Consider the following 22744-nt stretch of genomic DNA (forward strand, 5'->3'; position numbering starts at 1 on the left):
CTGCCCTTCCCCGCCCGGAGCTACTGGTCATCAACGACCACTTGTAAGCTCCCCGCGATGAATGCCCCTATTCGAGAAAACGACCCCACCGAGCTTGACCGGTTCAAGCGTGACATCGACCTCGTAGACTACGCCGAGCGGCAAGGCTACCAAGTCAGGAAGGAAGGCAAGCGCGGCGACTGGCACCAGCTCGAAAAAGACGGGGAAGTGCTCATTGTCACCCGCAAGGCCGACCACCAGGTATACCTGAACACCGGCGACGACCGGGACAAGGGCAGCGTTATTGATTTCGCGAAAACCCGGGGCGGCAACGGCCACGGATTGAATTTGGGGCAGGTTCGCCAGCAGCTACGCGAGTATCTGCATGACGGGCCTGTCCCAGCCCGTGTCTACACCGCCCCGTTGGAGGTGAGCCGACTCAATGCCCTGCCCGTGGGCGACCCCGACCATGAGCGCCAGCAGCAGGAAGACCGCAAAACGCGCCTCATTGCCGAGGTGCTGGGCGTGAATAAGGAGCTAACCGACCGCAGCTACCTGCACAGCCGGAGTATTACCGATAGCACGATTGACAGCCCGGCCTTTCAGGGGCGCATCTTCACCGCGCAGCAGAACGAGCACAAGAACACCGCTTTCCCGCTCTACAACGAGCAGGGCTTGGCCAGCGTCGAGCAGAAGAACGAGCACTACAAAAACCTGCTGCCGCTGCCCAAAAACGGCATCTGGGTATCGCACCCCACCCAGGGTAAGGATACGCCGGTCGAGCGGGTGGTCGTGTCCGAATCGGCCATTGACTCCCTCTCTCACTACCAGCTGAAGCACGCGCAGGCCCCCCGGAACACGCTTTACGTGGCTACCAGCGGCACGCCCACCGAAGCGCAGGTGGCCCTGATTCAGCGGGTGATTGACAAGCAGGAGCCCAAGGAAATCGTGCTGGCCAATGACCGCGACGCCGGCGGGCGGCAGTTCAACATGAACTACATGAACGAGCTGCACCCGGCCCGCCCGCTGGTTCCCGTAGCCGACCAGGAAGCATACAAAGAAGCCAGTCGACCAGTGGAATGGCATGCCACGTCGGACAAGTACCACACGGCCCTGAAAGTGAGCTACCGCCACGACAGCGCCGAGAGCGGGGCAGCCCAGGTGCAGCAGCTGACCGAGCGGGTAGCCCGGATGAACGGCACCCAGGAAGCCGGCCCTACCATTGAGCTGGAAGTGCAGCGCAGCACCGAGCGGGAAACCGTTCTGCGCCTGTCGGTGGCCAAGGCCGATACCGCCCAGCTCGAAGTAATCAGCCAGGAGCTGTATCGCCAGCGGGAGCAGCTGCGGCCTGAGCAGGAGCGCGGCCAGGAGACTTTCATTCGGGTCGATTATCCGCAGGCCAAAGACTGGAACCGGGAGCTGGAGCTAACGGCGCAAGGCCTGAGCGCCGAGCAAATCCGCGCCCAGGCGCAGCTGGACGAGCAGCAGCGCGCCGCCGAGCGTGACCAGCGCGAGCAGCAGCGACAGGCAGAGTACGCCCGCTCCGCCGCGATGGAGCGCGCCGAGCAGGAAACCCGCCGCCAGTACGACGAGCGGCAGCGGCAGCAGCGGGCAGACGACAACAGCCCCGAAAGCCAGGCCGAGCAGCAGGAGGAGGACCGTCGCTTCAATCAGGCAATGATGGGAGGGGCAGTCGCTGACGCCGGCCGCCAGGATGCGGAGCAGCCGTTCCGCTCTTACCGAACCGAGCAGGAAGCGGCAGCGCACACGGCGCAGTTCGTGCACGCCCGTGATGCGGGCCTAGTGCTGCTAAAGGAGTACATCAACGATAACCCCCCTCCTACCGGCCGCAAAGTTGATGAGGCCGAGCAGGCTGAGCTACGCGACCAGGCCCGCTTCGCGGCGCGCCCGGCGGCAGCCGACCTGCCGGTAGCCCAGGCGGAGGTGAAGGTAGCAACCTGGCAAATCGATGAGTTGGAGCCCAACACCACCGGCCGCGCCGAAGCCTGGAAGGAAATTCTGGATAATTCCGGCTACTCGATGCGGACGAGTGAGATTCGCAGCACCGTGGATGAGCAGGGCATCCGGCGGGCGGAGTTCGACATGACCTACCGCAACGACCAGCCCGATATTGCCATCATTCACGCCATTGTGACGAATACCAACGCCCGCGCCGAGGCTGGGCGGGAGCAGTATGCTGGTGTGCGGGTAGCGGAGAGCGAAGCCAACCAGGCAGCGCGCCAGGCGGCAGCCGAAGTTGCTCCCATTCAGCCCCACAACCGGGACCGTAGCCTGGATGTGGCTGATAAACCGCCGCTGGAATCTACGGCTAATGCGCTAAGCAGCGAAAAGCAAGTAATCATCAAAGTGGATGAGCCCGCCATTACCCCAGGCGAGCGGGGCCAGGCCGAGGCCGTACAGGCCGCGGTTATCGGCAGCGGAGCCAAAGCCGGCGACATTCAGAGCACCACCGCTAACGATGGTATCCGCCACTCGGAAATGAAAGTCACTTACCGCACCGACCAGCCGGAGCTTAGCCGGATTAGCCACACGCTGGACGCAGTGGCAGAGCAGCCCGGTAGCCACGTTGTGGAGCACAGCAGCGACCGGGCCGAGCGGCGCGAGCTAAGCAAAAGTCAGGAGGTGGCCACGCCGGCGCGGAATACGGAAATCACGCGGTGAGTGCGGCGGTTTCGGCCGACTACCCCGCAAACACCCGGGCGCTGGTGACTTTTTCAAATGACAACTCAAGGCCTTCCTCACTCACCCAAAGGTCAACGGTTTTAGAATAAGAGAAAATGTGCAGCAGGGGCTTGGTAAGCGCATTTGTTACCATGCACACCCGATAGTTGGGGCTATCTGCCAACAGACTGCTGTACTCGTTGGCCGTCAGCTCGGCGGCAATGGCGGTTCCGGATAGCCCTTTCACCTCCAGCTTCAGTCTGACATTTCCGTTGGTAGCGGTCAGGTCCCACCCGACCTTCGCGGCTTCTACGGACTCTATGTCGTACCCTAGCTTTTGATAGTAGTCCCACGTTGTTTCAATAGCCTTTTGCTCGATGGCTAGCCGTTTGAGTACGTCGGGCTGCCTGGGCGACTGGCCTTTATTTCGGGTAGCTGGAGGGGAAAGTATCCCGCCCCTGGCAATGTAGGCTTGCACCTGCTGCACAAAGTCCACGTTGGCTTCATCGTCGGCGTACCAGACGTTCGTTTTGGCTATTTTCTTCCGATTGTATTAAGGGGCTTGTAAAACTATCGACCCTCGCTACTCTTATGGCACATTTATGCCTTATCAGTAGCATTCAAGCTGTTTGGCTTCCGAGTCGGAGGTTTTGCCAATTTGTTTAACTACACATAACTTTGGAGGGGGGGGAGCGATAGGTTTGGGAAGTTGTTGAGGGTTAAAATAGGAAAGCGCGCCAACCTCAAGCCCACCAACTCTCCGTGGAGACCAGCACCCACGCTAAAAAACGGGCCTTACCAACCAAACGTGGCGACATTACGCACCAAGCACCATGAAGATGATACAGGAACTTTTTTACGTTTACTGGCGCTGCAAAAAGTGCGGAGCCGAGAGCAACAAAGGCACTAGTAATGCTCCTGACCGTGACGGCTGTCCTAAAGCTGGTGGTCGCCACGATTGGGTATCGGTGTAAGCGAAAGTTCACCCAAATCGCCTCAAAAACACCCCGCATAACCGTTTCGCGGGGTGTTTTTAAAGGGTAGCTGATTACCCAAAAGACCCATGCCAACGGTCGACCCGGAAGAATACCAGAGTCATGAGGGCCGGGCGCATCACTTGGCCCGAGCCCAACCGCTGGACTATGCTGCCCTGCTGCGTGATACCCTGGCCCTGGCCAAATGGAAGCTCACCAGCCACGACGTGTACATGGTGCACATAAAGCACATCTACCGGGCCAAAAACCCGGCCGGCGCGTTGCAGCGCAGTGCTTTCGACTTCGACTATTTCCCGAAGCGCGACAGCCTGGTGCTGGTAGCCAACAACCCCACCTACACCGACGGGCCGACCGCGCCATGAGCACCGGCCTGCCCACCCGGCTGCTGCTGGCCGCCCCTGTTGCCCGCACCCAAACCAGGCCCGCCCCCGCGCCCGCCGGCCCAGCCTGAAAACCTGGCCTTGGTTAAAAGCTTAGTCCAAAGGTTAAGCGGATTGCTTACGATGGACACATTCACCCTTCAAAATAGGGCGCCCACAGGTTAATGAGGCTGGCTTGTTCAGTAAAATGTCCGTATTCTGAAACAGCCGCCCACGCAGTTTTTCCCTACCGATACTTTCTGCTCCTACTCTTGTGCTACCCCTATAGAACTCCATCAGGTGGTCCTGCCACAGGTGACGGGAGTTAGCTGGGCGCGGCTGTTCCGTGCGGAATAACGTTGCGTTCTTATACCAACCCACGATGTAGCTGCCACCACCCTCCTTCCCACCCTTGCTCCCTGGTATGGGCCCCGCCTCCCGTGATGGTGTCGAGGTTCCGGTGGTTGCCCGCGTAAGAATCCATCCAGCCGGTATTGAAAAAGATGATGCGCGGCATGGATAGCAGGGGTGATGGTTTTAATAGATTTTGCGGATACAAGGCTTAGGCAAGCGCGGATTTCGGTTGTAAAGAACTTCCTCGCATTTTAACAGACTTCAGTGCCCGCTCAGTGCTGCCTACAAACGGATGCCATTCCAGTTGGTCGTAGTCAGTGGGCTTGGGTGGGATTGCGCCCCGGTAGAACCCGTACAGCTGGTAAGCCCGGTACTTCAGTATCTGTTTACACTCTGGGAAATGGTCCGCGAGACTGTGAATGGCACTCGGAATGAGCACCAAATTTGGCAGTGCACAGTAATACAGCGGGTCATATGCTTCGCCCTGCTCGTCGTAGATGTGGCAGGTATGAAACTTCTTGATTTCCTCCGTTTTGGTACGGTAACCAAGCGCCGTTTTGATGGCAATATTTGCTTTGGAGTTATCATCCAAGTAATTGCCATCGGCGAAAGCGCGGACCGTCTCGTTATTTTTCGTCCGGGCCCGGCGCACGTTGCGAAACCACCGGGCTGTATCGTTGCCGTCTTCCTGGCGCAGGGCTTCAATTACCTTGGGATGCACCCAGAGTGAAGTAGATGCTACAAGTTGCAGAAGCGGAGTAATATGGGCATGGAGTAGGTCGTTTCCATTCATAGTACAGCTAAGAAAAGACGCTTCACCGTCATCTTAAGACGCGGCGTCCGTGAATTGGAGAAAGTCCGTCACCGCATCTCCTGCGCGCTGGCAGATGAGCTTTTGGACTTTGGGGAGCAATTAACCATTTGGTGATTTGCTGCTTGCGTCCAGCTTCTGTTGCAGTGAGGCAAAGCGAGGGTCCAAAGTAACCTGGGCGGGAGTATACTCCACCCATTCTCTTCTATGAGCAGGAGCCGCTGCAGGTGCTGCGAGCAGGACCGTGCCGCCTGTACCGTGGAAGCCCTGCACGGCCGCGTGGGGCTCAAATCCATCGGGAAGGCAATCAGACGGTACATGTACCCGGGCCTTGGCCCGCGTCAGGGCGACGTAAAGCAGGTTGATTTCCTCGAATACACGGGCCCTGACGCCCGTCTCCGGGGGCTTGGCTGCAAATTCCTCTTCCAGCTTGTCAACGGTGGCCTGCGTGATAAAATCCGGGGTGAGCTGCACTTGGTCGTACTCCAAGCCCTTGCAGCGGTGTACCGTGGAGAAGTAGAGTTGCGCCTGGTCGCGGGCACCATCAGCAACGTGCAGGCGCTTCAACTCTTTGATAAGGTCGATAACGTCGTTGCCGTAATCCTCCACGATGGTGATGAGCATCTGCAGCTGCCCATCCTCGGTCTGCTCGGCGTAGTCGGCCAATTCATCCAGATTGGCCATTTTGCGAATCAACGGGTCTTTAATGGCCTCGCTACGGCCGTTATAGAGGGCCAGTACATCCGTTAAGCTCGCGCCCTCCCCCGCGTAGGTGTAGGAGTTAATGTTGCCCTCGAAGTACACCCGACGCAGCTGCTGCCGGTGCTCCTTAACGTACTCAATAGCCTTGAGCAGCAACCCCAGGTTGGTGCGGCCAATTACGGCGCGAGTAGTTCCCTCGCTTGGCGCTTCCTGCGCGGCACCCGTCACCACGAGTTGGGGACCCGCGCCCAGTTGCGTTTTCCAGCTCAGAACGTGTGAGGCCAGTTTGGCGATGGGAGGTCCAAACCGGAAGCTGGTACTTAGCTGCAGGCTGGGATAATCCGTTCTTTCCAGCGAGTTGACCGCGTGCCGCCAGCCGTAAATCTGCTGATGGGTATCCCCGACAATCACCTTAGTAGCGGGTTGACGGAAGAAGATATCCAGCATGGCCCCGGAGGCGTCCTGGCCCTCATCGAACAGGATAACATCAGCCGGCAGCAGGGTGTGGCTCAACTGAAATTTCTTCAGGTAGAAGTCATGGGTAATAGCAATTTCACCGCGGTCCATGCGGGCCAGCAATTCCCGGCAGCTTCGCTCGATAGTAGCGTAGTGCTTGCCGACAAATTCCCGAGCCTTCGGGTCGATTAGCGTGGACAGGTAATCGAGCCGTTGCACCTGCGCCTGGTCGCTGTTGCAGAAATAGGTCACGAACTTGGCAATGTGGTTGGCCAGCACATACTCCTGGTGGCGCTCCTGCCCGGTGCCCCGGGGCAGCTTGAGCATTTCTACCAGCTCGTGCGCCCGATACCCTTTGTTGTTGAGTTGGTAGCGGCTGCCGCGCACCACGTAGCGGTAGGCCAAGGAATGCGCTGTTTCTACCACCACGTTCGGTAAGCCAGCTGCCTGAAACTTGCGAATGGCCTCCTGCCGCACCGTCTTGTTGAAGGCGAGGTACAGGATGCGGGCCGTTGCCGGTTGGGCGCGGGCATATTCGACCATCGTAGTGGTTTTACCACTCCCGGCAACGGCGTTGATTTTCAAATGGCCACGGGAAGCCAGGATGGCAGACTGCTCAGCCGTAAGATTCATCACGAATTATTTCCGCCGGCCAGCGGCTAACGCCCTGCCGGACTTGGTATAGTGTTGTCTGCTGGAATACACCTAAAGCCCGCGGGGCAGCTACGCGTATTCCAAGATAAGTTCGGCAGAGATACCCAGCTTTTGGTAAAGGCGCTTGGCTAGGTCCAGGTTGATGGCGCGCTTGCCGTTGAGAACTTCGCTCAGTCGGCTGTTTGCAATGCCGAGCAGGGCAGCCATATCCTGCTTTTTCAGGCGGCGCGCTACCATCTCCCGCTCCAGCATGCCGACCAGCGAGGTGGGCGAGATGGGACGGTGGCCATGGTCGTTTTCGTATTCGTTCGCGGCGCGACCGAGGGACTTGATTTCGTCCAGGTTGCCGGGCTCGTTGTCGATGAGGTATTCAAGCCGCGTCATAGCGGCCTGATACTCCTTTTCAGTGTGCAGGATGAGTGCCATTGTGCGTGTGGGGTGAATGATTGGGATAGAAGAAGGTGGCTCAGACCGTCGAAGTGTCGGGGATGCGGTCGTACTCAGCGTGGGTGCCCACGAAGCGGACGTACACCTGGTAAGCCGGGAAAAAGATGCGGACAATCAGGCGGAAGCGGTTGCCCAGAATATTGAACACGTAGCGGTTGTTGCCGACGTAGCGAGCGGGTACATCAGCGGCTGTCTGCCACTCAGCCGCCTCGGCCATCTCGAACCACTCCAGCAGGGCTTGGGCTACATCAGGGTGTTGGGTATTTCCATAGTCTCTCAATGTTTTCTTAGTAAGTATCTCCATAGTCAATAAGCATAATGTCTAGCAAAAAGCGGCGCGAGGGCACGGGTTACAGGTCTTAAGTAAAGATACGTAAAATTTCTGGATAAGGTAAAAAAATTTACACAATACAGAAATTGGGGCGTGTCCCTTCGGGCCGGGCTGTTCGGAGCTGCGGCTGCGCCTACGGTCCTGCGGACTAAACCCCTGCCATCCCTCACGCAAAAGGCCGTCGCACAGGCCATCAGACGGAGCCGCCGGGCTGCCGACGACTGTGCTGCGCTACATCGACCGCAGGCCGGTGGCTCCGCCTGATGGCCTCTTCCATTGAAAAGAGAGTCGGAGCTGTGAGCCAGCCGGCTGAAAAAGCCGCCCCACTCCCAGCAGAGCGCGGATAAGTCTTCTGCCATTTCGTGGCCAAGCGGAATTAGGGGCGGTGGGGAAAAAAGGCGGAGATAGAGGGACTATAAGAAAGAAAATAACTTGTATAAAATACGAATTATAATCGCATAAAGTGCAACTAATTGTGTGCCGCTGCCGTTTAATAAGTATAACAAACGAACGGAACAACAGCCTTTTAGCCATGAAAAAGACCAGCAAGCCTGCCGCCAAGAAAGCCACCAAAGCAGCCGCAACCCGGCCCGACGTGTACCAGATTGTGACGGACCGGATTATTTCGGCGCTGGAAGGCGGCATCATTCCGTGGCGCAAGCCGTGGAACGCGGTGTATGGCCTGCCCCGCAACTACGCCACCGGCCGCGTGTACAGCGGAATCAACCTGTTTCTGCTGCATTTCAGCGGAGCCCTCCCCTTCTTCATGACATTCAAGCAGGCGCTGGCGCTAGGCGGCAACGTGAGAAAAGGGGCCAAAGGCCATCAGGTAGTGTATTACAACATCAGCAAGCGCGAGAACAAGGAAACCGGCAAGGAAGAGAAAACGCCCTTCCTGAAGTATTACACCGTGTTTTCAGTGGAAGACATTGAGGGCATCGAGTTCAATCTGCCCGAGGTAACCAAGCAGGAGTTCACCCCCAGCGAAGTGGCCGAAGGCATCGTGGAGGCGTGGGACGGCAAGCCCGCCATTCAGTACCTGCACCAGCGGGCCTACTATTCGCCGGCGCTGGACTTTGTGAACATGCCCAAGCCGGAAACCTTCACCACGTCGGAGGGCTACTATCAGACCCTGTTTCACGAACTGACGCACAGCACCGGCCACCAGAGCCGCCTTGACCGCGCCGACCTGACCGCTGGCGAGGGAAAGCAGAGCAGCAGCTACGCCCGCGAGGAGCTGACCGCTGAAATGGGCGCATCCTTTCTGAGCGCGGCGGCCGGCATTGCTACCGAGCAGACCGAAGAAAACGCCGTGGCCTACATTCAGAACTGGCTGGAACGGTTGAAGAATGATAAGAGGCTTGTGGTACAGGCCGCCAGCAAAGCCCAGCGCGCCGCTGAGATGATACTAGGGACGACAGCGGAGCCGGAGGGCGAAGCCGACGAGGTACAGGCCCCGGCAGCCGCGCCGGTAGCCAGCGAGCCGGTTGCGGTGCTCGACGACATCGACCGCGAGTTTATGGCCGCCGAGCTAAGCTGGCTGCAGCTCGCATAGCCCGCCGGGCGGGGCTGGCCGCTTGCGAGCGGCTAGCCCTAGCCTTAATCCTAGCCCTAGCTCTAATTCTAGCCTGCTTATGAAAGCCAGTGAAGCCCCACTATCCAGAGCCCAGCTTGGAACGAGTACCGCAGCCGGGTGATTGCCGCCGTTGCCGACGTAGAAAATCTGATGCGGCAGCTGGATAAAGGCATTAACAGCGAAGTGCTTACCGAGGAGGTTGCCGAGCGGCTGGAACTGGAGATTGACACGTCAGCCGCCTACGAGTCCCTTTTGAAGCTGGTACGGGCAGTTCGCCCCATTGCCTGCGAAGGTCTGCGCCGCACCAGCGAGCAGCACGGCGGGCAGTTCCAGCTAGCACTATAACCCCTAACGATGAGCAGCCCCCTATCCACCATCAGGCACGCTACCCGTGACGTGCAGCAGGCCCTTGCCAACAATTGCTGGGCGGTATTTCACCAGCCCGCCGCCACCGAAGCAGCGCCAGCGCCGGCAGCGTACCGCGTGAGCCAGGCCCGGACCCGGCGGGGCCAGTTTCAGGTTCGCTACCTGCAGACCGGAGAGTGGCACCAGGTAGCACCGGCCGACCTGCTTTTTCAACAGTAGCCCCTACCCTTTTACAGCAAAGCGTATCGAAGGCTACACATCTGGCTAGTGAGGCAATCTTCAAAATCAATCAACGGGTTCATGCCAGTCTTCCCAAGTTCCGTTTTGGCCGTCTGTCAATTCTTCCCAGTTTTCACGGTCTGAATCGTCGTCGGCTTCAGAATCTTCGGAACGCCAAAACGCTTGACGATTTTGCCACACTCGTTTACGCCTGAGGTCATATGTTTTGATGTTATTTTTAGATTCATACCACTGCTTAGTTAACTCGTCAACTTCATCTGAATGATAGGTAAATTGTAGAGAGCTGAAGTATTCATATAATATAGTAGTGTTGAATAGATTTTTATTTGGAAACGCCTGGCGGTTAATTGTGTATGATTCTAATATCTCATCGAGCAAATTTACTGGGGCATATATTGGAATTTTTTTCTTGGAATAGTATTCTGGTGTCCTTTTTTGCGCATTCGGTTTGCGCTCATGAAAGGCGACTATGTCAGCTTCAATTTCAGCATCTGTCATCTCTCGGTCTGATATCCGTTGATTTATCGTGAGATGATTATTTGCGATATGCAAGACACAGTCGGCATCGTCAGGTAGAATCCTTATCCATCCTTCTGTGCCAAAACCCATACCCTGTGGACGAAAATTTCGGCAGTCCATAGCTAATGCAAGGACAACTAAGCCGCTAGACAGTAATCGTATAACTTCAAAAGTCTTGACTCCTGGCGTACAATAAGCGGCATCATATTTTTTGAACGTTCCAAAGTCTTTGAAGTCTATAATTCTCACGGAGAATTTAATTTTGTTCTCTTCCTCTCTTGTTAATTCCTCCTGTATATATCCTTGCTTGGCATATTGCTCTTCTAATTCAACGGCTATACCTTTTGCATTAACTGTACTAGCTTTTGCTCTTTTGAAACATGCTTTTAGTGTTATTTTATCCGTATTAACATAGGCTATTTTATTAATAAAGGTTGATAATGGCCGATTGCGGCCTTCATCGTTGTGGGTATTATTTCTCAAAATACGGTTTACTTCGAATATTTTATTAATATAATATATAAAATAATTTCTACTTGTTTCATTATTGAAATACTCTTTGTCTTGATTGTATATAGCATTCCATCCACTAGTGGTTAACGTGAATTTTGGTATGCTTTCCAGGCAGAAACCAATGTATGATGGGTCCTGCTTGAATACGTCAATGACTGATTCCCCTTTATGCTTGCCAAATGGGAATATGGACTTATCATCGAACTGCCAGAATCGAGCGTTAGCCAAAATGTCTTTCATATCTGGTTGTCTTGCATACTATTTAACAAGTAAGGTAGTGTCCGGATACCAAAATGAGCAAGGGCAGCCCGGTTAGGAACTGCCCTTAACAAGCGATTTGGAAGCCGAAGCACTTAATGATGAGGACTAGTGGAATGTCGACGCCCGAACCGGCTAGTCACTCTTAACCAGTCCTGCCAAGCGCGCTAATTGACTGGGGGGAGCTTGCCCTGCTTGCGCAGGTGCGCCTCGTAGTGCCGGTGGGCCGCGTGCAGGTAGCCGATGATATTTGTCGGCATATCCGGCCCTTTAGGAAGCTGAACGATAATCCTGCGAATCTCCGACCACACAGATTCCGCAATCCGCACCCCTTTCAACTCACCCGTTGGCTCCGGTCCCGCTGCTGCCGGCTTGCGGCCACGGGGTCGGCGCTCAACCGGGGCCGCTGGCACGGAAGCAGCTGCGGCTTCCGCCACCGGCTGCTCAGCAGACGGCGCGGGCTCTGGTGCTGGCTCAACTGCTGCTACCGGCTCGGGCGTTGGCACAGGCGCGAGCGCTACTGGGGCCGTTACCGCTTCTGCAGGGGCAGCCGCCGCTGGGGTAGTTGCCTTGCCTTCGGCTTCCAGGCGGGTTTGCTCCCCTCCCATCCCGGCGCGGGCTTCGGCGCGCAAGGTCTCATCAACCGGAATACGCTTCCGGGGGCCTTCAATTTTCGCTTTTACAAAGGGAGACTTTGCCATTACTTGATTTCGGTTGGGGTGGTATCGGTCGTTTCTTCCAGCTCAGCTTCGACGTCGGCTTTGCGCCGGGGCAAGTCCAGCTTTTCTATCAGCTCTTCGCATACGCGCCGGATTTCCTCTGAGCTATCTTTGGTGCCCCCGGCGTAGTTGCGGTAGGCCGGGGTCAGCAGGCTGTGCAGCGTGGAGGCGCGGCTGTACACCATGCGGTGGCTCAGATAGGACTGGAAGCGCGAGAGGCCCAGCTCGTCAATGTAGTCGTCCATCTCCTTTTCCTCCCGTCGGCCGCTGATGCGCTTCGTGGCCAAGCCGAAATACTGGAAATCCACCTCGGCCTTGTCGGCCGCCTTTTTCAGCGCTTCGAGGATGCCCATAAACTCGGCCGTGGAGGCGCGGTCCAGGTAATCCGATACCAGCGGCACTATTACCGCGTCGCAGCCCGTGAGGGCGTTGAAAACGTCTTCCCCGTCGGCCCGGCCGGGAATGTCGATGATGATAAGGTCGTAGTCGTTTTCCGGATTGTCGATGAAATCAAAGATGCTCTTCAGCGACATGGGAAACACGTCGTAGGGGTAATCTGCCGCAGGGTCTGACTCACGCAGGATAGCCAGGCTGGGCTCGTCCAGCTGCTTGCGGGTTTTGACGATGCTCTGCTGGTAGTCACAATCCAGGATGGCGATTTTCAGTCCGTACTCGATAGCCAGAGGAGCCGCGAGGACGAGGGCCAGGGTTGACTTGCCCGAGCCCCCCTTTTGGGTAGCAAAGCTGATGACTTTTGACATGGGGTTACTGATTAAGGTAAGCTAGCGCTGATGCCCCAGATGGTCAGGCCCGGGGAAAGCAAATGTAAGCGGAAATGTCGCAAAGTAGTAAAGTAGCTTTGTCGCAAAGTTGTGTAGTAGTAAAATGACTAAGTAGTAAAAGCAACAAATTGCAAAGTATTATTTACTACAAGTAGTAAAGTTACTTTGTGGTAAAGTTGCAATGTCGTAAAATATCAAAAATAAAGAAGCGGTGCTTTGATGTACCTTGTGAGTAGTAAAGTTGCATTGTAGTAAAGTAGTAAAAATTCGGGCGGGGGTACTTCATAAACGTAGTAAAGTAGTAATGTAGTAAAGTGGTAATATGGGTGCTGGTAGGCAAGGCTGAGCTTGATGACGATAACAGTTATTATACATGGGTTAAAGTCGTAAAGTAGTAATGTTGTAAAGTAGTAATAAATCTTAAAAGGCCTTTCTGAGATAATGAGAGTGGGAAAGGATAGCAACTATAACCAGTACCCAGACACAAAATCAGGTCGGGGTAACGATAAATAAAGGCTAACCCAATGCCGCTCGTAATACGTATCCGTGATTCTGAAATAGTTCTCAAATAATTCTGAAAACCCTCTTGGATGTAGTGTATGTAGTCTTAGCAAGAAGAGTATCACATACAGGGTGCTAAGCACCTGTAAGCGTGAGACTTGTATTTAAGCAGAGCTTAAATTTGCAGGTTTGTTAAGATAACTAGCTGATTTGTAGGTTAAAAATAACCTAGAGAGGGCGGGCAGAAGATTGATTCTACCTATGCCAACCAACCCCGCTACGAAGAGCGTCAACGTACCTGCGGCTACTCATTTTCTGCTGAGCAAAGAGGCTAAGCGGCTGCAGATAAGCCAGGCCGACTACACCGGAGCGGCCGTGCGCTACTTCGCGGAGCGCGGACTACACCCGGTGGAGGATGTGGCCCGCGAAGGCCAGCTGATTATGCAGCAGGTAAAGAAGCTCGGGGACCGGGTATTTGGGTATCTGCAGGAGCAGGAGCGTAGTCTGCTGGTACCAATGCTGGAGGAAATGCTTCGTAGCCGGGTGACGCTGGAGCGCGTGCTGCGCATGAATGAAATCCTGGTAAATAACCTGACGCAGCAGCTGAGCAGCCTTAATGAGGCGCAGCTAAACGAGCAGCGGGAAGGCTTAAAGCAGTTGCGGGCGCAGAACGAAGACATGATTGAGCGGCAGGCAAAAGAGGCAATAGCTGCCGCTCAACAAGCGGGCGCAGGCAGAATAAATGATGGCGATACAGTGGCAAAAGCAGTCAAGAATTAAGCACACAGCCACCGATGTATATCAAGCTAATCAACCCCGCGACGCACGGAAAAGCGGCTTACAGCAACAGCGGAAGCAGCGCGCAAACGCTCAATTATCTGAAGCAGGAAGCCGGACGCGATGGAGAGGAAGCCACGTTTTTCGGGGCTAAACGCGACGACCTCAGCGCGGCCGAGGTGGGGCAGAATATCGATTCTAACGTGAAGGGACTGCGGGCCGGCGAGGCCAAATTCTATTCCCTGGTGATTAGCCCCAGCGAGGCTGAGTTGACGCATATTGGCAACGACGAGGCCAAGCTGAAAAACTATACCCGGCAGGTGATGGCGCAGTACGCCGCCAACTTCAAGCTGAAGGATGGACGGGAGCTAGGCAGCCAGGACCTGGTGTGGGGAGCCACGCTGCACCAGCAGCGCAGCTACCGGGGCACCGACCCGGAGGTGAGTATTGGTCAGGCCAAGATGGGCGAGCAGCGGCCGGGCCTGCAGACGCATATTCACGTCATCGTGAGTGCCCGCGACGCGCAGCAGAGAATCACGCTCAACCCCGGCGGACGCCGCAGCCGCTTCGACCTGATGCAGTGGCAGGCGGCGGCCGGGCGGCAGTTTGAAAAGCAGTTTGGCTACACGGCCCAGGCGCACGAAAAGCTACGACCCAAGCAGCGCGATGGTAGCCGGGATGCCGGCCGGGCAGTCAGGATTGGGGAGCGGGTGGCCGCCCTCAACCTGCGCGTGCTGAAGGAAGAGCGACTGGACCCGCAGCGGGTCCAGCAGATTGCCCAGGGCCGCGAGTACGACAAGACGTTTTACCGCTCCCTGGCTACCGTCGAGCGGCGGGCGCAGCAGGGCCAGCCCATTGATAACGCCTATCATCTGCTGAGCACGGGCCGCGAGCAGCCGGCACCGCAGCACGCGGCCAGTACCATGCTCCACGCCGTGCAGCAGGCGGTGCGCTCCAACACGGGCCGCGAGGAAAAGACCGAGCACCTCAGCGAGAAAAGGGGGCGCAACAGCGCGGAGCTGGATATTGAAATGTAGCGTGCCCACTCGCCCCGTCATCATCCTACCCACCTAAATCAGCTTTCAAGCCTATGACCAGTCAAGCACCCCGGCCGGCGGCCGGTACCCAGGGCGCGGGCCTCTTTGTTGTCCTGCTGCTGCTGGCCATTATCGGCGGCGACTACTACGTGCTCCTGCACGGCCCCGAAATTGCCGAGGCCCGCCGGGCGCAGTTCATTCAGGCGGCCGGCATACCAGCGGACAGCCTGACGCCCAAAGAGCGGCTGGCGGCTACCACGGCGCGCATTGCCGAGCGGCAGCGCCAGGCACGCATTGCCAAGGCCGAAGCCGCTGCCCGCCCGGTGGTAGGGGAGGGGGCAGCTAGCGGCGCGGTGGCCATAACGCACTCCACCGACCAAGCGCTTACTAAGACCAAAGGCGGGACCGACGCGCTGGCCAAAGCCGGCAGCGGTATGGGCAGCAAGCTGCTGGTAAAAGCTGCCCGCTTCTACGGAGCGGCTGGGGTGTACCTGCGGGCGCTGCTGCTGCTGGCCGGGCTGGTACTCGTATTCGTGCAGAAAGCCCCGCAGGCGAAGCCCGGGCAGGGCAGGCGCAACGTCATCAACCGGCAGGCCCTGCGCGTCGTGGCGGGCCTGTGCGGGGCCTTGTTCCTGGCAGCGGGCTATACCCTGCTGAACATGCACCGCTACTCACCGGGCTTTATCGAGTTTGGCTATCCGGGAGCCGCCGTGGCCGTGCTGGGCAGTGGGGGAGTAGTGGGGCTGCTGTGGGCCATGACTAAAAAGCCGGCTTTCGGGCTGAGCACCGAGCGCCGAAAGGTGAAAAGCCCGGATGCCGTGCACTTCCCCACGGCGGACGGGGGCTGGATTACCGTGGCCAACCCGTACCGGGGCACGCTGGTGCTGGGCGGCGCGGGCGCGGGCAAGACCTACTCGATAGGAGAGCCGCTGATTGAACAGTTTGCCTACCAGAACTTCGCCGGGCTGGTGTACGACTTCAAGTTTCCGGTGCTGGCCGAGGCGATGCAGAAAGCCCTGGTACTGGCCGAGCGCCGCAAGGAGCGCGAGCAGCAGCAAGCCACCAGCTACGCGGCCAGCTTCCAGGGCCGGCTGCAGACCAGGCTGACAGGTCTGTTCAGCAAGGCCGAGCCGCAGCCGGCGGCGGAGCCGCCCGTGCAGCTGCACATCATCAACTTCCGGGACCTGACGCGCAGCGAGCGGGTAAACCCGCTGCGACCGGCGGATATGCCAGTGGTGGCCTTCGCCGAGGAGTACAGCAAGGCCATCATCAACAACCTGAACCCGTCGAGCATCCGCAAGATGGAGTTCTTCGATACCAGCTCCGTGGCGTATCTGACCGGTATCATCTGGTTTTACAAGAAGCATTACCCGCAGTACTGCACCATTCCGCACGTGGTGGCCACGGCCATGTACAAGGACTACACCCACGTCCTGAGTATGCTGGAAACTGATTTGGAGTGCGGCGACCAGGCCCGAAGCCTTATCTCGGCGGTGCAGACCCGCGCCGACAAGCAGGTGGGCGCGGTGCTGGGCACGCTGCAGGTGAACCTGACCAAGATAAACAGCCCCGAGGTGGTGTGGGTGCTGACCCCGGACGAGGCAAACGGCGAGGGCTTTTCGCTCGACCTGAACGACAAGCAGCGGCCCAAGCTGCTGTGCATCGGCAACGACCCGACGCTGAAGGATACGTTTTCGCCGGTGGTCAGCTGCGTGATTACCGTGGCGCTCAAGCTAATGAATCAGCAGAATAAGCACCGCAGCTACGTGTTTCTCGATGAGGCCGCGACGCTCTACGTGCCGGGGCTGGAGGTGATTCCGGCCACGGCCCGCAGCAACAAGGTGGCGATGGTGTACATGACCCAGGACCTGAGCCAGATGACGGACGCCTACGGCAAGGAGAAAATGCAGGTGATGGTGAGCAACCTCAACAACCAGTTTTTCGGCAAGGTGAACTCGCTGGAAACGGCCAAGTTCATTTCTGAGCTGGTGGGCCGCGAGGACAAGCAGATGGTAAGCACAAGCACCGGCACCAGCCAGGGCAGCGGGGCGCGCAACAACTCCACTAACCAGAGCACGAGCTACCAGGAGCGCAGCCTGGTGCGGGTGCAGGATACCATCGGCCTGCAGCAGGGCGAGTTTATCGGCCAGACAGTGGAAACCGGCAGCACCTTTTTCCAGGGCACCATTGCCCGGGCCGACGTTACGCCCGAGCGGTTTCCCCTGCACCAGATGGTGAGCTTCGGCGGCCCGGGGGAAGACCCGGCCAGCGCCCTTTCGCGCGGTGCAGGAGAACTTTCTGCGGGTGCGCCAGGAGGTGAAAGAAACCTTGGCCAAGCATGTAAACACCTTAGCAGTAGGGACAAAAACAGAGGCATAAAACCGCTTAAAAGTGACAAATAGGGCCGTTTTAGCGTTCTACTAGTACCACCTTCTATTTCCGAAAAGCCATGAGCAAGACCTTTTTTGCGCCCGCCCCGGCCGGCCTCATTGCCGAAGAGCTAGCCGCCCGCCAGCAGCGCGAGCACGACAGCAACAACGCCATTGCCACGATGATGAGCAACGGCCCCGCGCCCAGCCCGGAGGCTCTGGCCCTGATGCAGCGCCACGTCGACGGCGAGCTGACCATTGAGCAGGTGATTGAGCTAACCGACGAGATGCTCAGGGCCCGCTACGCGGCCAAGCCCGGAGCCGGCACGCCCACCAGCCCGGCGCAGTAATGGCGGTGCTCAATGACCGGTTCAGCGACGAGAACGGCGTGCGGCTGAACAAGCTCGGAATTACCAACAAGGAGGATTTGGCGCAGGCCGAGTCTGATTCCTCCATTCCCCGCCTGAAGCTGCTCAACACGCAGGGCGGCATTCAGGGCGGGAAGTACGACCAGGCCCACCTGAAGCAGGTGCACGAGCGGCTATTCAGCGGCGTGTACCAGTGGGCCGGCGAGACCCGGGCCGACCGCGGGTTTCAGGGCCATAAGGATACCCGCGTCACTGGCTTCCGCGAAACCATGACTTACGCGCCCCACAAGGAAATACCTGAGCGGCTGGATGCTATCGGGGCGCAGCTTAACCGCGAGAACAACCTGAAAGGCCTCTCGGACGAGAAGTTTGCCGAGCGGGCCGCCTACTACCTCGACCAGTACAACCATGCCCACGCTTTCCGGGACGGCAACGGCCGCACCATCCAGGCCACCTTCACCCAGCTGGGCAAGGAAGCCGGCTACGACGTGGACTTTAACCGGGCCAGCCCGGAGATTCTAAACCGCAGCCGCGACCTGGCCATCGTGCGGCAGTACCCGCCCGCCGAGGCGGCGAAGAATCTGCAGCCGCTGAAAGAGATGTTTCAGAAAATTATTACCCCAACCCCGGGGGCGATAGGGGAGGAGCTGCGCGACCCCCGCCAGGCCGTGACGCCCACCCCGGAGCTGAGCCCGGCCATGAAGGCAATGGATGCCCGGCGTGAGTTGGAGGTGACCGGCTACCGCGTGGCCAGCGTAGTGGCCAACATGCCCGGACCCGGCAACCGGGAGCAGGGCATCCGGCTGGGGCAGCAGGTGGAGGCCGTGAACCTGGACTCCAAGGCTATCCAGGGCAAAAGCATCACCGAGTTTCAGCAGGCGGCGGATAAGATTCTCAAGCACCCGGCCATGAAGGATACCCCGCTCGACCTGGCCGACGCCCAGCGCCTGAAAGCCGCTTCGGTGCAGGTGCTGCAGCTTGCCGAAGGCAAAGAGTTGGTAGCGCCGCCAGCACAGCGGCAGCCTGCGGCTTCGGCGGCAAGGAGTAGCGGCCAGCCGGTGCTTGCCGCCCCCAAGACACACGCCGAGGCCCAGCCCGTGTTTGCTACTGCCGCCCGCGAGGTGGCCAAGGCGCTGGAAGCCCACGGCCAGGCTGCCGCTGGGGCCGGCCTGCGCGAGGTGGCGAAGGACGTGGCTCGTAACCCGGTAATTGTCGGCCCCAACGCGGAGAGCTTCCGCCGGTCGCTCGACGCGGCCGAGAAGCTGCCGGGGCTGGGCACCAGCAAGCATCTGGAAGACTTGCGCAGCTCCGCCCAGGTACTGACCACTGTCCCGCCACAGGAGCGCGGCAGTTCCGGCATTGGTCGCAGCAGCGGTGGCATCGAACGGTAAGCCTCGTACCTTGCTGCTATGCAGGACGACGAACTACACTTTCTGGAAGAGCAGCTGGCCGGCACCGAGCTACTGGCTTGCGTGACGTGCGGAGAGGATACGCTGCACGCCCACTTGGAAGTGCTGGAAGTTTACCTCGTAGGAACGGAGTTGCTGATGCAATGCACCCACTGCCAAACCGAGCGGAAGTGGATGGACTGGACGCCGACCAAGCCGAAAGGTCAGGAGAACTAAGGGAAGCAGAGGAAGTATGACATTTATGTTGTAAATTCTAGGTGTACCTCTTCACTCTGTTGCCATGTCAACCGCATACTACCCGCTTCTGCACCTACTAGACGAACACGTTCCCGTTACTTTCACCCTGAATATGTTCGGCAATCATTGCCATGTATTCAGGGGGCAAACCGAGCTTGGCCATGTGGGCCTCTCTGACGAAGACGTGCGCCGTATCAAAGCCCACGCGTGGGGTAACACGCACCCCTTCACTCCCGGAATCCCCATTGAGCGGCTCATCAGCATCTTAGCCCCAGCCACGTCTTAGCGCGGTAGAAGCCCTTCCTGTAGCACAGAGCTACCAAAAGCCTTTTCGGTCACGCGGCCGAAAAGGCTTTTGAGTTTTTGCATGGCAATCAGATACACCACAAGACAAGAAATATTAGCATAAAGTGCTAATAAAAATTGTATAAAATGCAACTAAGGGCAAAGGGCGAATGTTGACCATTTAGAATCAATAACCACTCTAAACGCCCTTTAAAGCATGAAAAACCCCCATCTTGCCAGCTATCAATTTGAAGTTCTCCGCCAGTACGGGGACAGCTTCCCGGCGGCGCTGTTCGCTACCATTGCTGAGGCAGCAGCCTATTGCCGCGTAGAGTTGAGCGGCTACCTTAACCGCACTGACGACAGGGCCGAGGCGGCTTCGGTGGCGGCGGGCCAGCAGGTGCGGTTTCGTGGCCCACAGGGCCTACGCTGGGTGAAAGGCCTAACTCACCCTGTACCGGCCGGAACCGCACCGGCGCGCTTTAATCCCGGGCAGACCGTGCGCCTTTTTGGGGTAGAGCAGCCGCTGACGGTAGCGGCCCGCGACTTTGTGCAGGGAGCTTGGCACTACCAGCTCAAGGATGGTTCCGGGGCAGTGGCGGAGGCATTGCTGTTTGGGGTGGACGACGAGCCCACACCACCGGCGGCAGCCGTGGCGGCTGAGCCGTTGCTGTTCAGCCTGCACAGCAGCCAGATATTGGCCGGTGACGAACAGGGGCAGCCGTTCTGGAAGCCCTTGCCGCCGCGCCTGTTTGTGCAGGTGCAGGTGGGGCAGCCTGACCAATCGCGCATCGTGGCGCTGTGCGGTACCACCGGCAAGAGGTTTCTAACCCATGCCTACGAGCATGGCCCTTTTCAACTCGCGGACGGGCAGCGGCTGGCCAGCGTGAAGGCCCTGGGCGACTACTTCGCCCGCCAGTATCGCGCCATGCTCCCGGCCGAGGGGGCGGCCATGCTGTTGGGAGTCGACGGCAGTATCCAGGAGGTGCGACCCGTGAAGGGCCGGACGTTCAAGCTGGCGCAGCTGTATGCGGCTTTGGGATGCGACTACATCGACGTGCATCATCCCCAGCACGGAGCTTACCAGGACTGGATTCTGGTCTTCGACGACGAGGGCAAATTCAAGGAGCGCCCCATCAACCCGCTGGCCACGGCCCTGTGGTACGAAACCTATCCGCTTGACCAGTACTCCCCCGTGGATGTGGTGGCCGGTCCGGTCCTGCTCATGCGGTCTGAGATGATGAGGTAATGCCCGCAGCATCCCGGTTGGCCAGTGGCCGACCGGGATGTTTTGCAAATAGGCCGCTTCCCACTGGCTTCGCAGTAAGTGCAATTATACTTCGTACATTGTGCATAGAATAGCTATGGCTGTTTCCGTTCCTATCGACCACTTTACGGCTGACCCGCTACCACTGGAAAAAGCCCGGGCCTGGCTGGCACTCGTTCTCAACCACCCGGCCTTTTCTATTGAGCGCCGGCAGAAGGCGGGCCAGCTGATGGCCGCCGCGTCGGATGCCCGGCAGGTCTGCCGGTGGGCTGTGCTGGCGCTAGTGGAAAGCGAGCGGTGGGAGGATGCGATGCTGCTCCGTGAAGAAGCGTCGCGGGGCAGCCGTTCAAGTTTCCCGCGCTGCTGCCACTAACAACGCGCCTGTACGTAAGCCGAACCTAGTACCTGAATTACCATTCCTGACCCTCTACTATTGGAAAGCCTGCTTCGCATCCCCGGTATTCAACAAGCCGAACCATTCTACTTCTTTGATGACCAGGCCCAGTCCGCCCGGTGTGAGGTACTGGTTCACCCGGCCCACGGGTGGGCCATCGCCCTTGACCTGCCCCAGTTCTTCTGGGACCGTATTGCGTTGGGCGTTGTGGACCTGGCCGGTAAGCTCTGTGAGCAGTACGCCATTGCTCCGCCGGCGCTGGTAATGCTGGTGCGATACGCTGCGCCGTATGACGACCGCTACTATCTGCTGCGATTCGTGCACGGCGACGAGAGCATATTCGGAGGGTTCACCTTTATCGGCCCTATGCGCGAGCTACTCGAACTGGAGCAGGTAGAAGAGTTGCTAGCCCAGGTGCGGGCCGGCGAGCCGCCCCAACGCTCATTCCGCGCCATTAAAAATCCTTTGCTCCCCCTTACCAGCAGAAAGTAGCCTTGCCCATGACACGTCACCTCATCTCCATCCAGGCGCAGGCTGCCACCGTCACGGCCAGCACCCTCGCCGAACTGCTGCGGCAGACCGGTACCAAGATTATGCAGCTCACGGAGGGCTTGGATATCAACCACCGCACGGCCCAGCGCCGCATCAAGGAGCCCGAAACCCTGACCATAAAGGAACTGCTGGCGCTGGCTGCGCTGCTAAGAGTGCCCGAGCAGCAGCTTATCGACCTCATTCGCGACGAGTATCAGAACCGGCCGGCGGAGCCAAGTGAGGATGCAAGCGAGGAGCCATCCCAATCTGCTGCAGCTAAGAAAAAGCCGTCCAAAAAGGCTTCAAAATCCTGATTCAGCCAGTCGCAGAAACAAGCTATGCCCAGCTACGAGCCATCCGTGATTACACTTCCCGCCAGTGAAACGGCGCATTTAATCGAAAAGCAGCTTATCCACTCCAGGCCGGCCAAGGAAAACCTGCTTAGCCGTGACCGATACTACTGCTTTCGGGCGGGTAACAGTGAAATGCAGAGAATCTATAGCATCGTGCACGTTTTATCTAACGTGGACCCGGTACTCACGCTACAGAAACTCAACCAAGCTGTCTATCCCAACTCATTTGAGTTGACTGAGGACCAAGCTACTCGCCTGAAAAACTATCTGAATGGGATAGAGAACGGTATCCGTGCAGGGCGAATTAAGCCTTACACGTACCACGAGCCGCAGGTATTCTATTTCCTGGCCACCAAAGAAGACGATACGCTCCCCCCGCATACGCGCCCGGCAAAACCAACCACAGGACCAATAAACTACACCCGGGATGAGTTGAAGGCCGGGGGCGTATTGCCTGCCAAAAGCTAGCGCCT

General features: G+C 58.0%; 25 protein-coding genes. 16 read left to right on the top strand and 9 right to left on the bottom strand.

The window, feature by feature from the left end:
• Window positions 1-57 precede the first annotated feature (57 nt).
• Complete coding sequence (locus tag ACN19L_RS21320) at window positions 58-2661, top strand: toprim domain-containing protein (protein ID WP_426491404.1); 2604 nt, start codon at window positions 58-60, stop codon at window positions 2659-2661.
• 19 nt (window positions 2662-2680) lie between these two features.
• On the opposite strand, the gene ACN19L_RS21325 is transcribed toward ACN19L_RS21320, so the two are convergent.
• The gene (locus tag ACN19L_RS21325) at window positions 2681-3157 is read right to left on the bottom strand and encodes a protein NO VEIN domain-containing protein (protein WP_426491405.1); all 477 of its coding nucleotides are present in this window, start codon (window positions 3155-3157) and stop codon (window positions 2681-2683) included.
• Between the two features lie 567 nt (window positions 3158-3724).
• Between ACN19L_RS21325 and ACN19L_RS21330 the strand changes: the two genes are divergently transcribed.
• Window positions 3725-4018, top strand: coding sequence for a hypothetical protein (locus ACN19L_RS21330; RefSeq protein ID WP_426491406.1), 294 nt, complete (start codon window positions 3725-3727; stop codon window positions 4016-4018).
• Window positions 4019-4382: 364 nt separating this feature from the next.
• On the opposite strand, the gene ACN19L_RS21335 is transcribed toward ACN19L_RS21330, so the two are convergent.
• From ACN19L_RS21335 to ACN19L_RS21355, 5 genes are all read right to left on the bottom strand, one after another.
• Window positions 4383-4532: a hypothetical protein gene (locus ACN19L_RS21335; RefSeq protein ID WP_426491407.1), complete on the bottom strand. Its 150-nt coding sequence runs from the start codon at window positions 4530-4532 to the stop codon at window positions 4383-4385.
• 45 nt (window positions 4533-4577) lie between these two features.
• Entirely contained in the window at window positions 4578-5162 is a 585-nt protein-coding gene (locus ACN19L_RS21340; RefSeq protein WP_426491408.1) for a hypothetical protein, read from the bottom strand.
• Between the two features lie 120 nt (window positions 5163-5282).
• Entirely contained in the window at window positions 5283-6971 is a 1689-nt protein-coding gene (locus tag ACN19L_RS21345) for a UvrD-helicase domain-containing protein (RefSeq protein WP_426491409.1), read from the bottom strand.
• Window positions 6972-7061: 90 nt separating this feature from the next.
• Window positions 7062-7418 (bottom strand): helix-turn-helix domain-containing protein, encoded by a 357-nt coding sequence (locus ACN19L_RS21350; RefSeq protein ID WP_426491410.1) that lies wholly within the window; start codon window positions 7416-7418, stop codon window positions 7062-7064.
• Window positions 7419-7458: 40 nt separating this feature from the next.
• Window positions 7459-7743, bottom strand: coding sequence for a type II toxin-antitoxin system HigB family toxin (locus tag ACN19L_RS21355; RefSeq protein ID WP_345228239.1), 285 nt, complete (start codon window positions 7741-7743; stop codon window positions 7459-7461).
• 559 nt (window positions 7744-8302) lie between these two features.
• Between ACN19L_RS21355 and ACN19L_RS21360 the strand changes: the two genes are divergently transcribed.
• The 3 genes from ACN19L_RS21360 to ACN19L_RS21370 all read left to right on the top strand — a co-directional run bounded on the left by ACN19L_RS21360 (window position 8303) and on the right by ACN19L_RS21370 (window position 9931).
• Window positions 8303-9325 (top strand): ArdC family protein, encoded by a 1023-nt coding sequence (locus ACN19L_RS21360; protein WP_426491411.1) that lies wholly within the window; start codon window positions 8303-8305, stop codon window positions 9323-9325.
• A 138-nt stretch (window positions 9326-9463) separates the two neighbouring features.
• The gene (locus ACN19L_RS21365) at window positions 9464-9691 is read left to right on the top strand and encodes a hypothetical protein (RefSeq protein ID WP_426491412.1); all 228 of its coding nucleotides are present in this window, start codon (window positions 9464-9466) and stop codon (window positions 9689-9691) included.
• Between the two features lie 9 nt (window positions 9692-9700).
• Window positions 9701-9931 (top strand): hypothetical protein, encoded by a 231-nt coding sequence (locus tag ACN19L_RS21370; protein WP_426491413.1) that lies wholly within the window; start codon window positions 9701-9703, stop codon window positions 9929-9931.
• A 66-nt stretch (window positions 9932-9997) separates the two neighbouring features.
• On the opposite strand, the gene ACN19L_RS21375 is transcribed toward ACN19L_RS21370, so the two are convergent.
• From ACN19L_RS21375 to ACN19L_RS21385, 3 genes are all read right to left on the bottom strand, one after another.
• Entirely contained in the window at window positions 9998-11224 is a 1227-nt protein-coding gene (locus ACN19L_RS21375) for a hypothetical protein (RefSeq protein ID WP_426491414.1), read from the bottom strand.
• Window positions 11225-11409: 185 nt separating this feature from the next.
• Window positions 11410-11943 (bottom strand): hypothetical protein, encoded by a 534-nt coding sequence (locus ACN19L_RS21380; RefSeq protein WP_426491415.1) that lies wholly within the window; start codon window positions 11941-11943, stop codon window positions 11410-11412.
• Window positions 11943-12722, bottom strand: coding sequence for a ParA family protein (locus ACN19L_RS21385; RefSeq protein WP_426491416.1), 780 nt, complete (start codon window positions 12720-12722; stop codon window positions 11943-11945). The genes ACN19L_RS21380 and ACN19L_RS21385 overlap by 1 nt, the downstream gene beginning before the upstream one ends.
• Before the next feature lie 783 nt (window positions 12723-13505).
• On the opposite strand from ACN19L_RS21385, the gene ACN19L_RS21390 reads away from it, so the two are divergent.
• From ACN19L_RS21390 to ACN19L_RS21440, 11 genes are all read left to right on the top strand, one after another.
• Window positions 13506-14024: a BfmA/BtgA family mobilization protein gene (locus ACN19L_RS21390; RefSeq protein ID WP_426491417.1), complete on the top strand. Its 519-nt coding sequence runs from the start codon at window positions 13506-13508 to the stop codon at window positions 14022-14024.
• A 14-nt stretch (window positions 14025-14038) separates the two neighbouring features.
• Window positions 14039-15058, top strand: coding sequence for a DUF5712 family protein (locus tag ACN19L_RS21395; RefSeq protein ID WP_426491418.1), 1020 nt, complete (start codon window positions 14039-14041; stop codon window positions 15056-15058).
• 53 nt (window positions 15059-15111) lie between these two features.
• Window positions 15112-17460 carry a TraM recognition domain-containing protein gene (locus tag ACN19L_RS21400; RefSeq protein ID WP_426491419.1) on the top strand — a complete coding sequence of 783 codons (2349 nt, stop codon included), beginning with the start codon at window positions 15112-15114 and terminating at the stop codon, window positions 17458-17460.
• Window positions 17461-17507: 47 nt separating this feature from the next.
• Entirely contained in the window at window positions 17508-17777 is a 270-nt protein-coding gene (locus ACN19L_RS21405) for an antitoxin VbhA family protein (RefSeq protein ID WP_426491420.1), read from the top strand.
• Window positions 17777-19186: a Fic/DOC family protein gene (locus ACN19L_RS21410; RefSeq protein ID WP_426491421.1), complete on the top strand. Its 1410-nt coding sequence runs from the start codon at window positions 17777-17779 to the stop codon at window positions 19184-19186. The genes ACN19L_RS21405 and ACN19L_RS21410 overlap by 1 nt, the downstream gene beginning before the upstream one ends.
• Before the next feature lie 18 nt (window positions 19187-19204).
• Window positions 19205-19420, top strand: a complete 216-nt coding sequence (locus tag ACN19L_RS21415; protein ID WP_426491422.1) for a hypothetical protein — start codon at window positions 19205-19207, stop codon at window positions 19418-19420.
• 523 nt (window positions 19421-19943) lie between these two features.
• Entirely contained in the window at window positions 19944-20975 is a 1032-nt protein-coding gene (locus ACN19L_RS21420; RefSeq protein WP_426491423.1) for a hypothetical protein, read from the top strand.
• A 115-nt stretch (window positions 20976-21090) separates the two neighbouring features.
• The gene (locus ACN19L_RS21425; RefSeq protein ID WP_426491424.1) at window positions 21091-21366 is read left to right on the top strand and encodes a hypothetical protein; all 276 of its coding nucleotides are present in this window, start codon (window positions 21091-21093) and stop codon (window positions 21364-21366) included.
• 60 nt (window positions 21367-21426) lie between these two features.
• The gene (locus ACN19L_RS21430) at window positions 21427-21879 is read left to right on the top strand and encodes a hypothetical protein (protein WP_426491425.1); all 453 of its coding nucleotides are present in this window, start codon (window positions 21427-21429) and stop codon (window positions 21877-21879) included.
• Window positions 21880-21887: 8 nt separating this feature from the next.
• Entirely contained in the window at window positions 21888-22232 is a 345-nt protein-coding gene (locus ACN19L_RS21435) for a hypothetical protein (protein WP_426491426.1), read from the top strand.
• Between the two features lie 192 nt (window positions 22233-22424).
• Window positions 22425-22739, top strand: a complete 315-nt coding sequence (locus tag ACN19L_RS21440; RefSeq protein ID WP_426491427.1) for a hypothetical protein — start codon at window positions 22425-22427, stop codon at window positions 22737-22739.
• The last annotated feature ends 5 nt before the right edge of the window (window positions 22740-22744 follow it).

This window comes from Hymenobacter sp. 102 (assembly GCF_049949205.1).
Taxonomy (GTDB): domain Bacteria; phylum Bacteroidota; class Bacteroidia; order Cytophagales; family Hymenobacteraceae; genus Hymenobacter.

Coding starts and splice junctions, on each gene's coding strand:
- ACN19L_RS21375 (WP_426491414.1), bottom strand. CDS start 11,224: ATGAAAGACATTTTGGCTAACGCTCGATTCTGGCAGTTCGATGATAAG.
- ACN19L_RS21415 (WP_426491422.1), top strand. CDS start 19,205: ATGCAGGACGACGAACTACACTTTCTGGAAGAGCAGCTGGCCGGCACC.
- ACN19L_RS21320 (WP_426491404.1), top strand. CDS start 58: ATGAATGCCCCTATTCGAGAAAACGACCCCACCGAGCTTGACCGGTTC.
- ACN19L_RS21340 (WP_426491408.1), bottom strand. CDS start 5,162: ATGAATGGAAACGACCTACTCCATGCCCATATTACTCCGCTTCTGCAA.
- ACN19L_RS21380 (WP_426491415.1), bottom strand. CDS start 11,943: ATGGCAAAGTCTCCCTTTGTAAAAGCGAAAATTGAAGGCCCCCGGAAG.
- ACN19L_RS21330 (WP_426491406.1), top strand. CDS start 3,725: ATGCCAACGGTCGACCCGGAAGAATACCAGAGTCATGAGGGCCGGGCG.
- ACN19L_RS21425 (WP_426491424.1), top strand. CDS start 21,091: ATGGCTGTTTCCGTTCCTATCGACCACTTTACGGCTGACCCGCTACCA.
- ACN19L_RS21350 (WP_426491410.1), bottom strand. CDS start 7,418: ATGGCACTCATCCTGCACACTGAAAAGGAGTATCAGGCCGCTATGACG.
- ACN19L_RS21405 (WP_426491420.1), top strand. CDS start 17,508: ATGAGCAAGACCTTTTTTGCGCCCGCCCCGGCCGGCCTCATTGCCGAA.
- ACN19L_RS21355 (WP_345228239.1), bottom strand. CDS start 7,743: ATGGAGATACTTACTAAGAAAACATTGAGAGACTATGGAAATACCCAA.
- ACN19L_RS21390 (WP_426491417.1), top strand. CDS start 13,506: ATGCCAACCAACCCCGCTACGAAGAGCGTCAACGTACCTGCGGCTACT.
- ACN19L_RS21385 (WP_426491416.1), bottom strand. CDS start 12,722: ATGTCAAAAGTCATCAGCTTTGCTACCCAAAAGGGGGGCTCGGGCAAG.
- ACN19L_RS21400 (WP_426491419.1), top strand. CDS start 15,112: ATGACCAGTCAAGCACCCCGGCCGGCGGCCGGTACCCAGGGCGCGGGC.
- ACN19L_RS21435 (WP_426491426.1), top strand. CDS start 21,888: ATGACACGTCACCTCATCTCCATCCAGGCGCAGGCTGCCACCGTCACG.
- ACN19L_RS21395 (WP_426491418.1), top strand. CDS start 14,039: ATGTATATCAAGCTAATCAACCCCGCGACGCACGGAAAAGCGGCTTAC.
- ACN19L_RS21345 (WP_426491409.1), bottom strand. CDS start 6,971: ATGAATCTTACGGCTGAGCAGTCTGCCATCCTGGCTTCCCGTGGCCAT.
- ACN19L_RS21370 (WP_426491413.1), top strand. CDS start 9,701: ATGAGCAGCCCCCTATCCACCATCAGGCACGCTACCCGTGACGTGCAG.
- ACN19L_RS21410 (WP_426491421.1), top strand. CDS start 17,777: ATGGCGGTGCTCAATGACCGGTTCAGCGACGAGAACGGCGTGCGGCTG.
- ACN19L_RS21420 (WP_426491423.1), top strand. CDS start 19,944: ATGAAAAACCCCCATCTTGCCAGCTATCAATTTGAAGTTCTCCGCCAG.
- ACN19L_RS21335 (WP_426491407.1), bottom strand. CDS start 4,532: ATGCCGCGCATCATCTTTTTCAATACCGGCTGGATGGATTCTTACGCG.
- ACN19L_RS21360 (WP_426491411.1), top strand. CDS start 8,303: ATGAAAAAGACCAGCAAGCCTGCCGCCAAGAAAGCCACCAAAGCAGCC.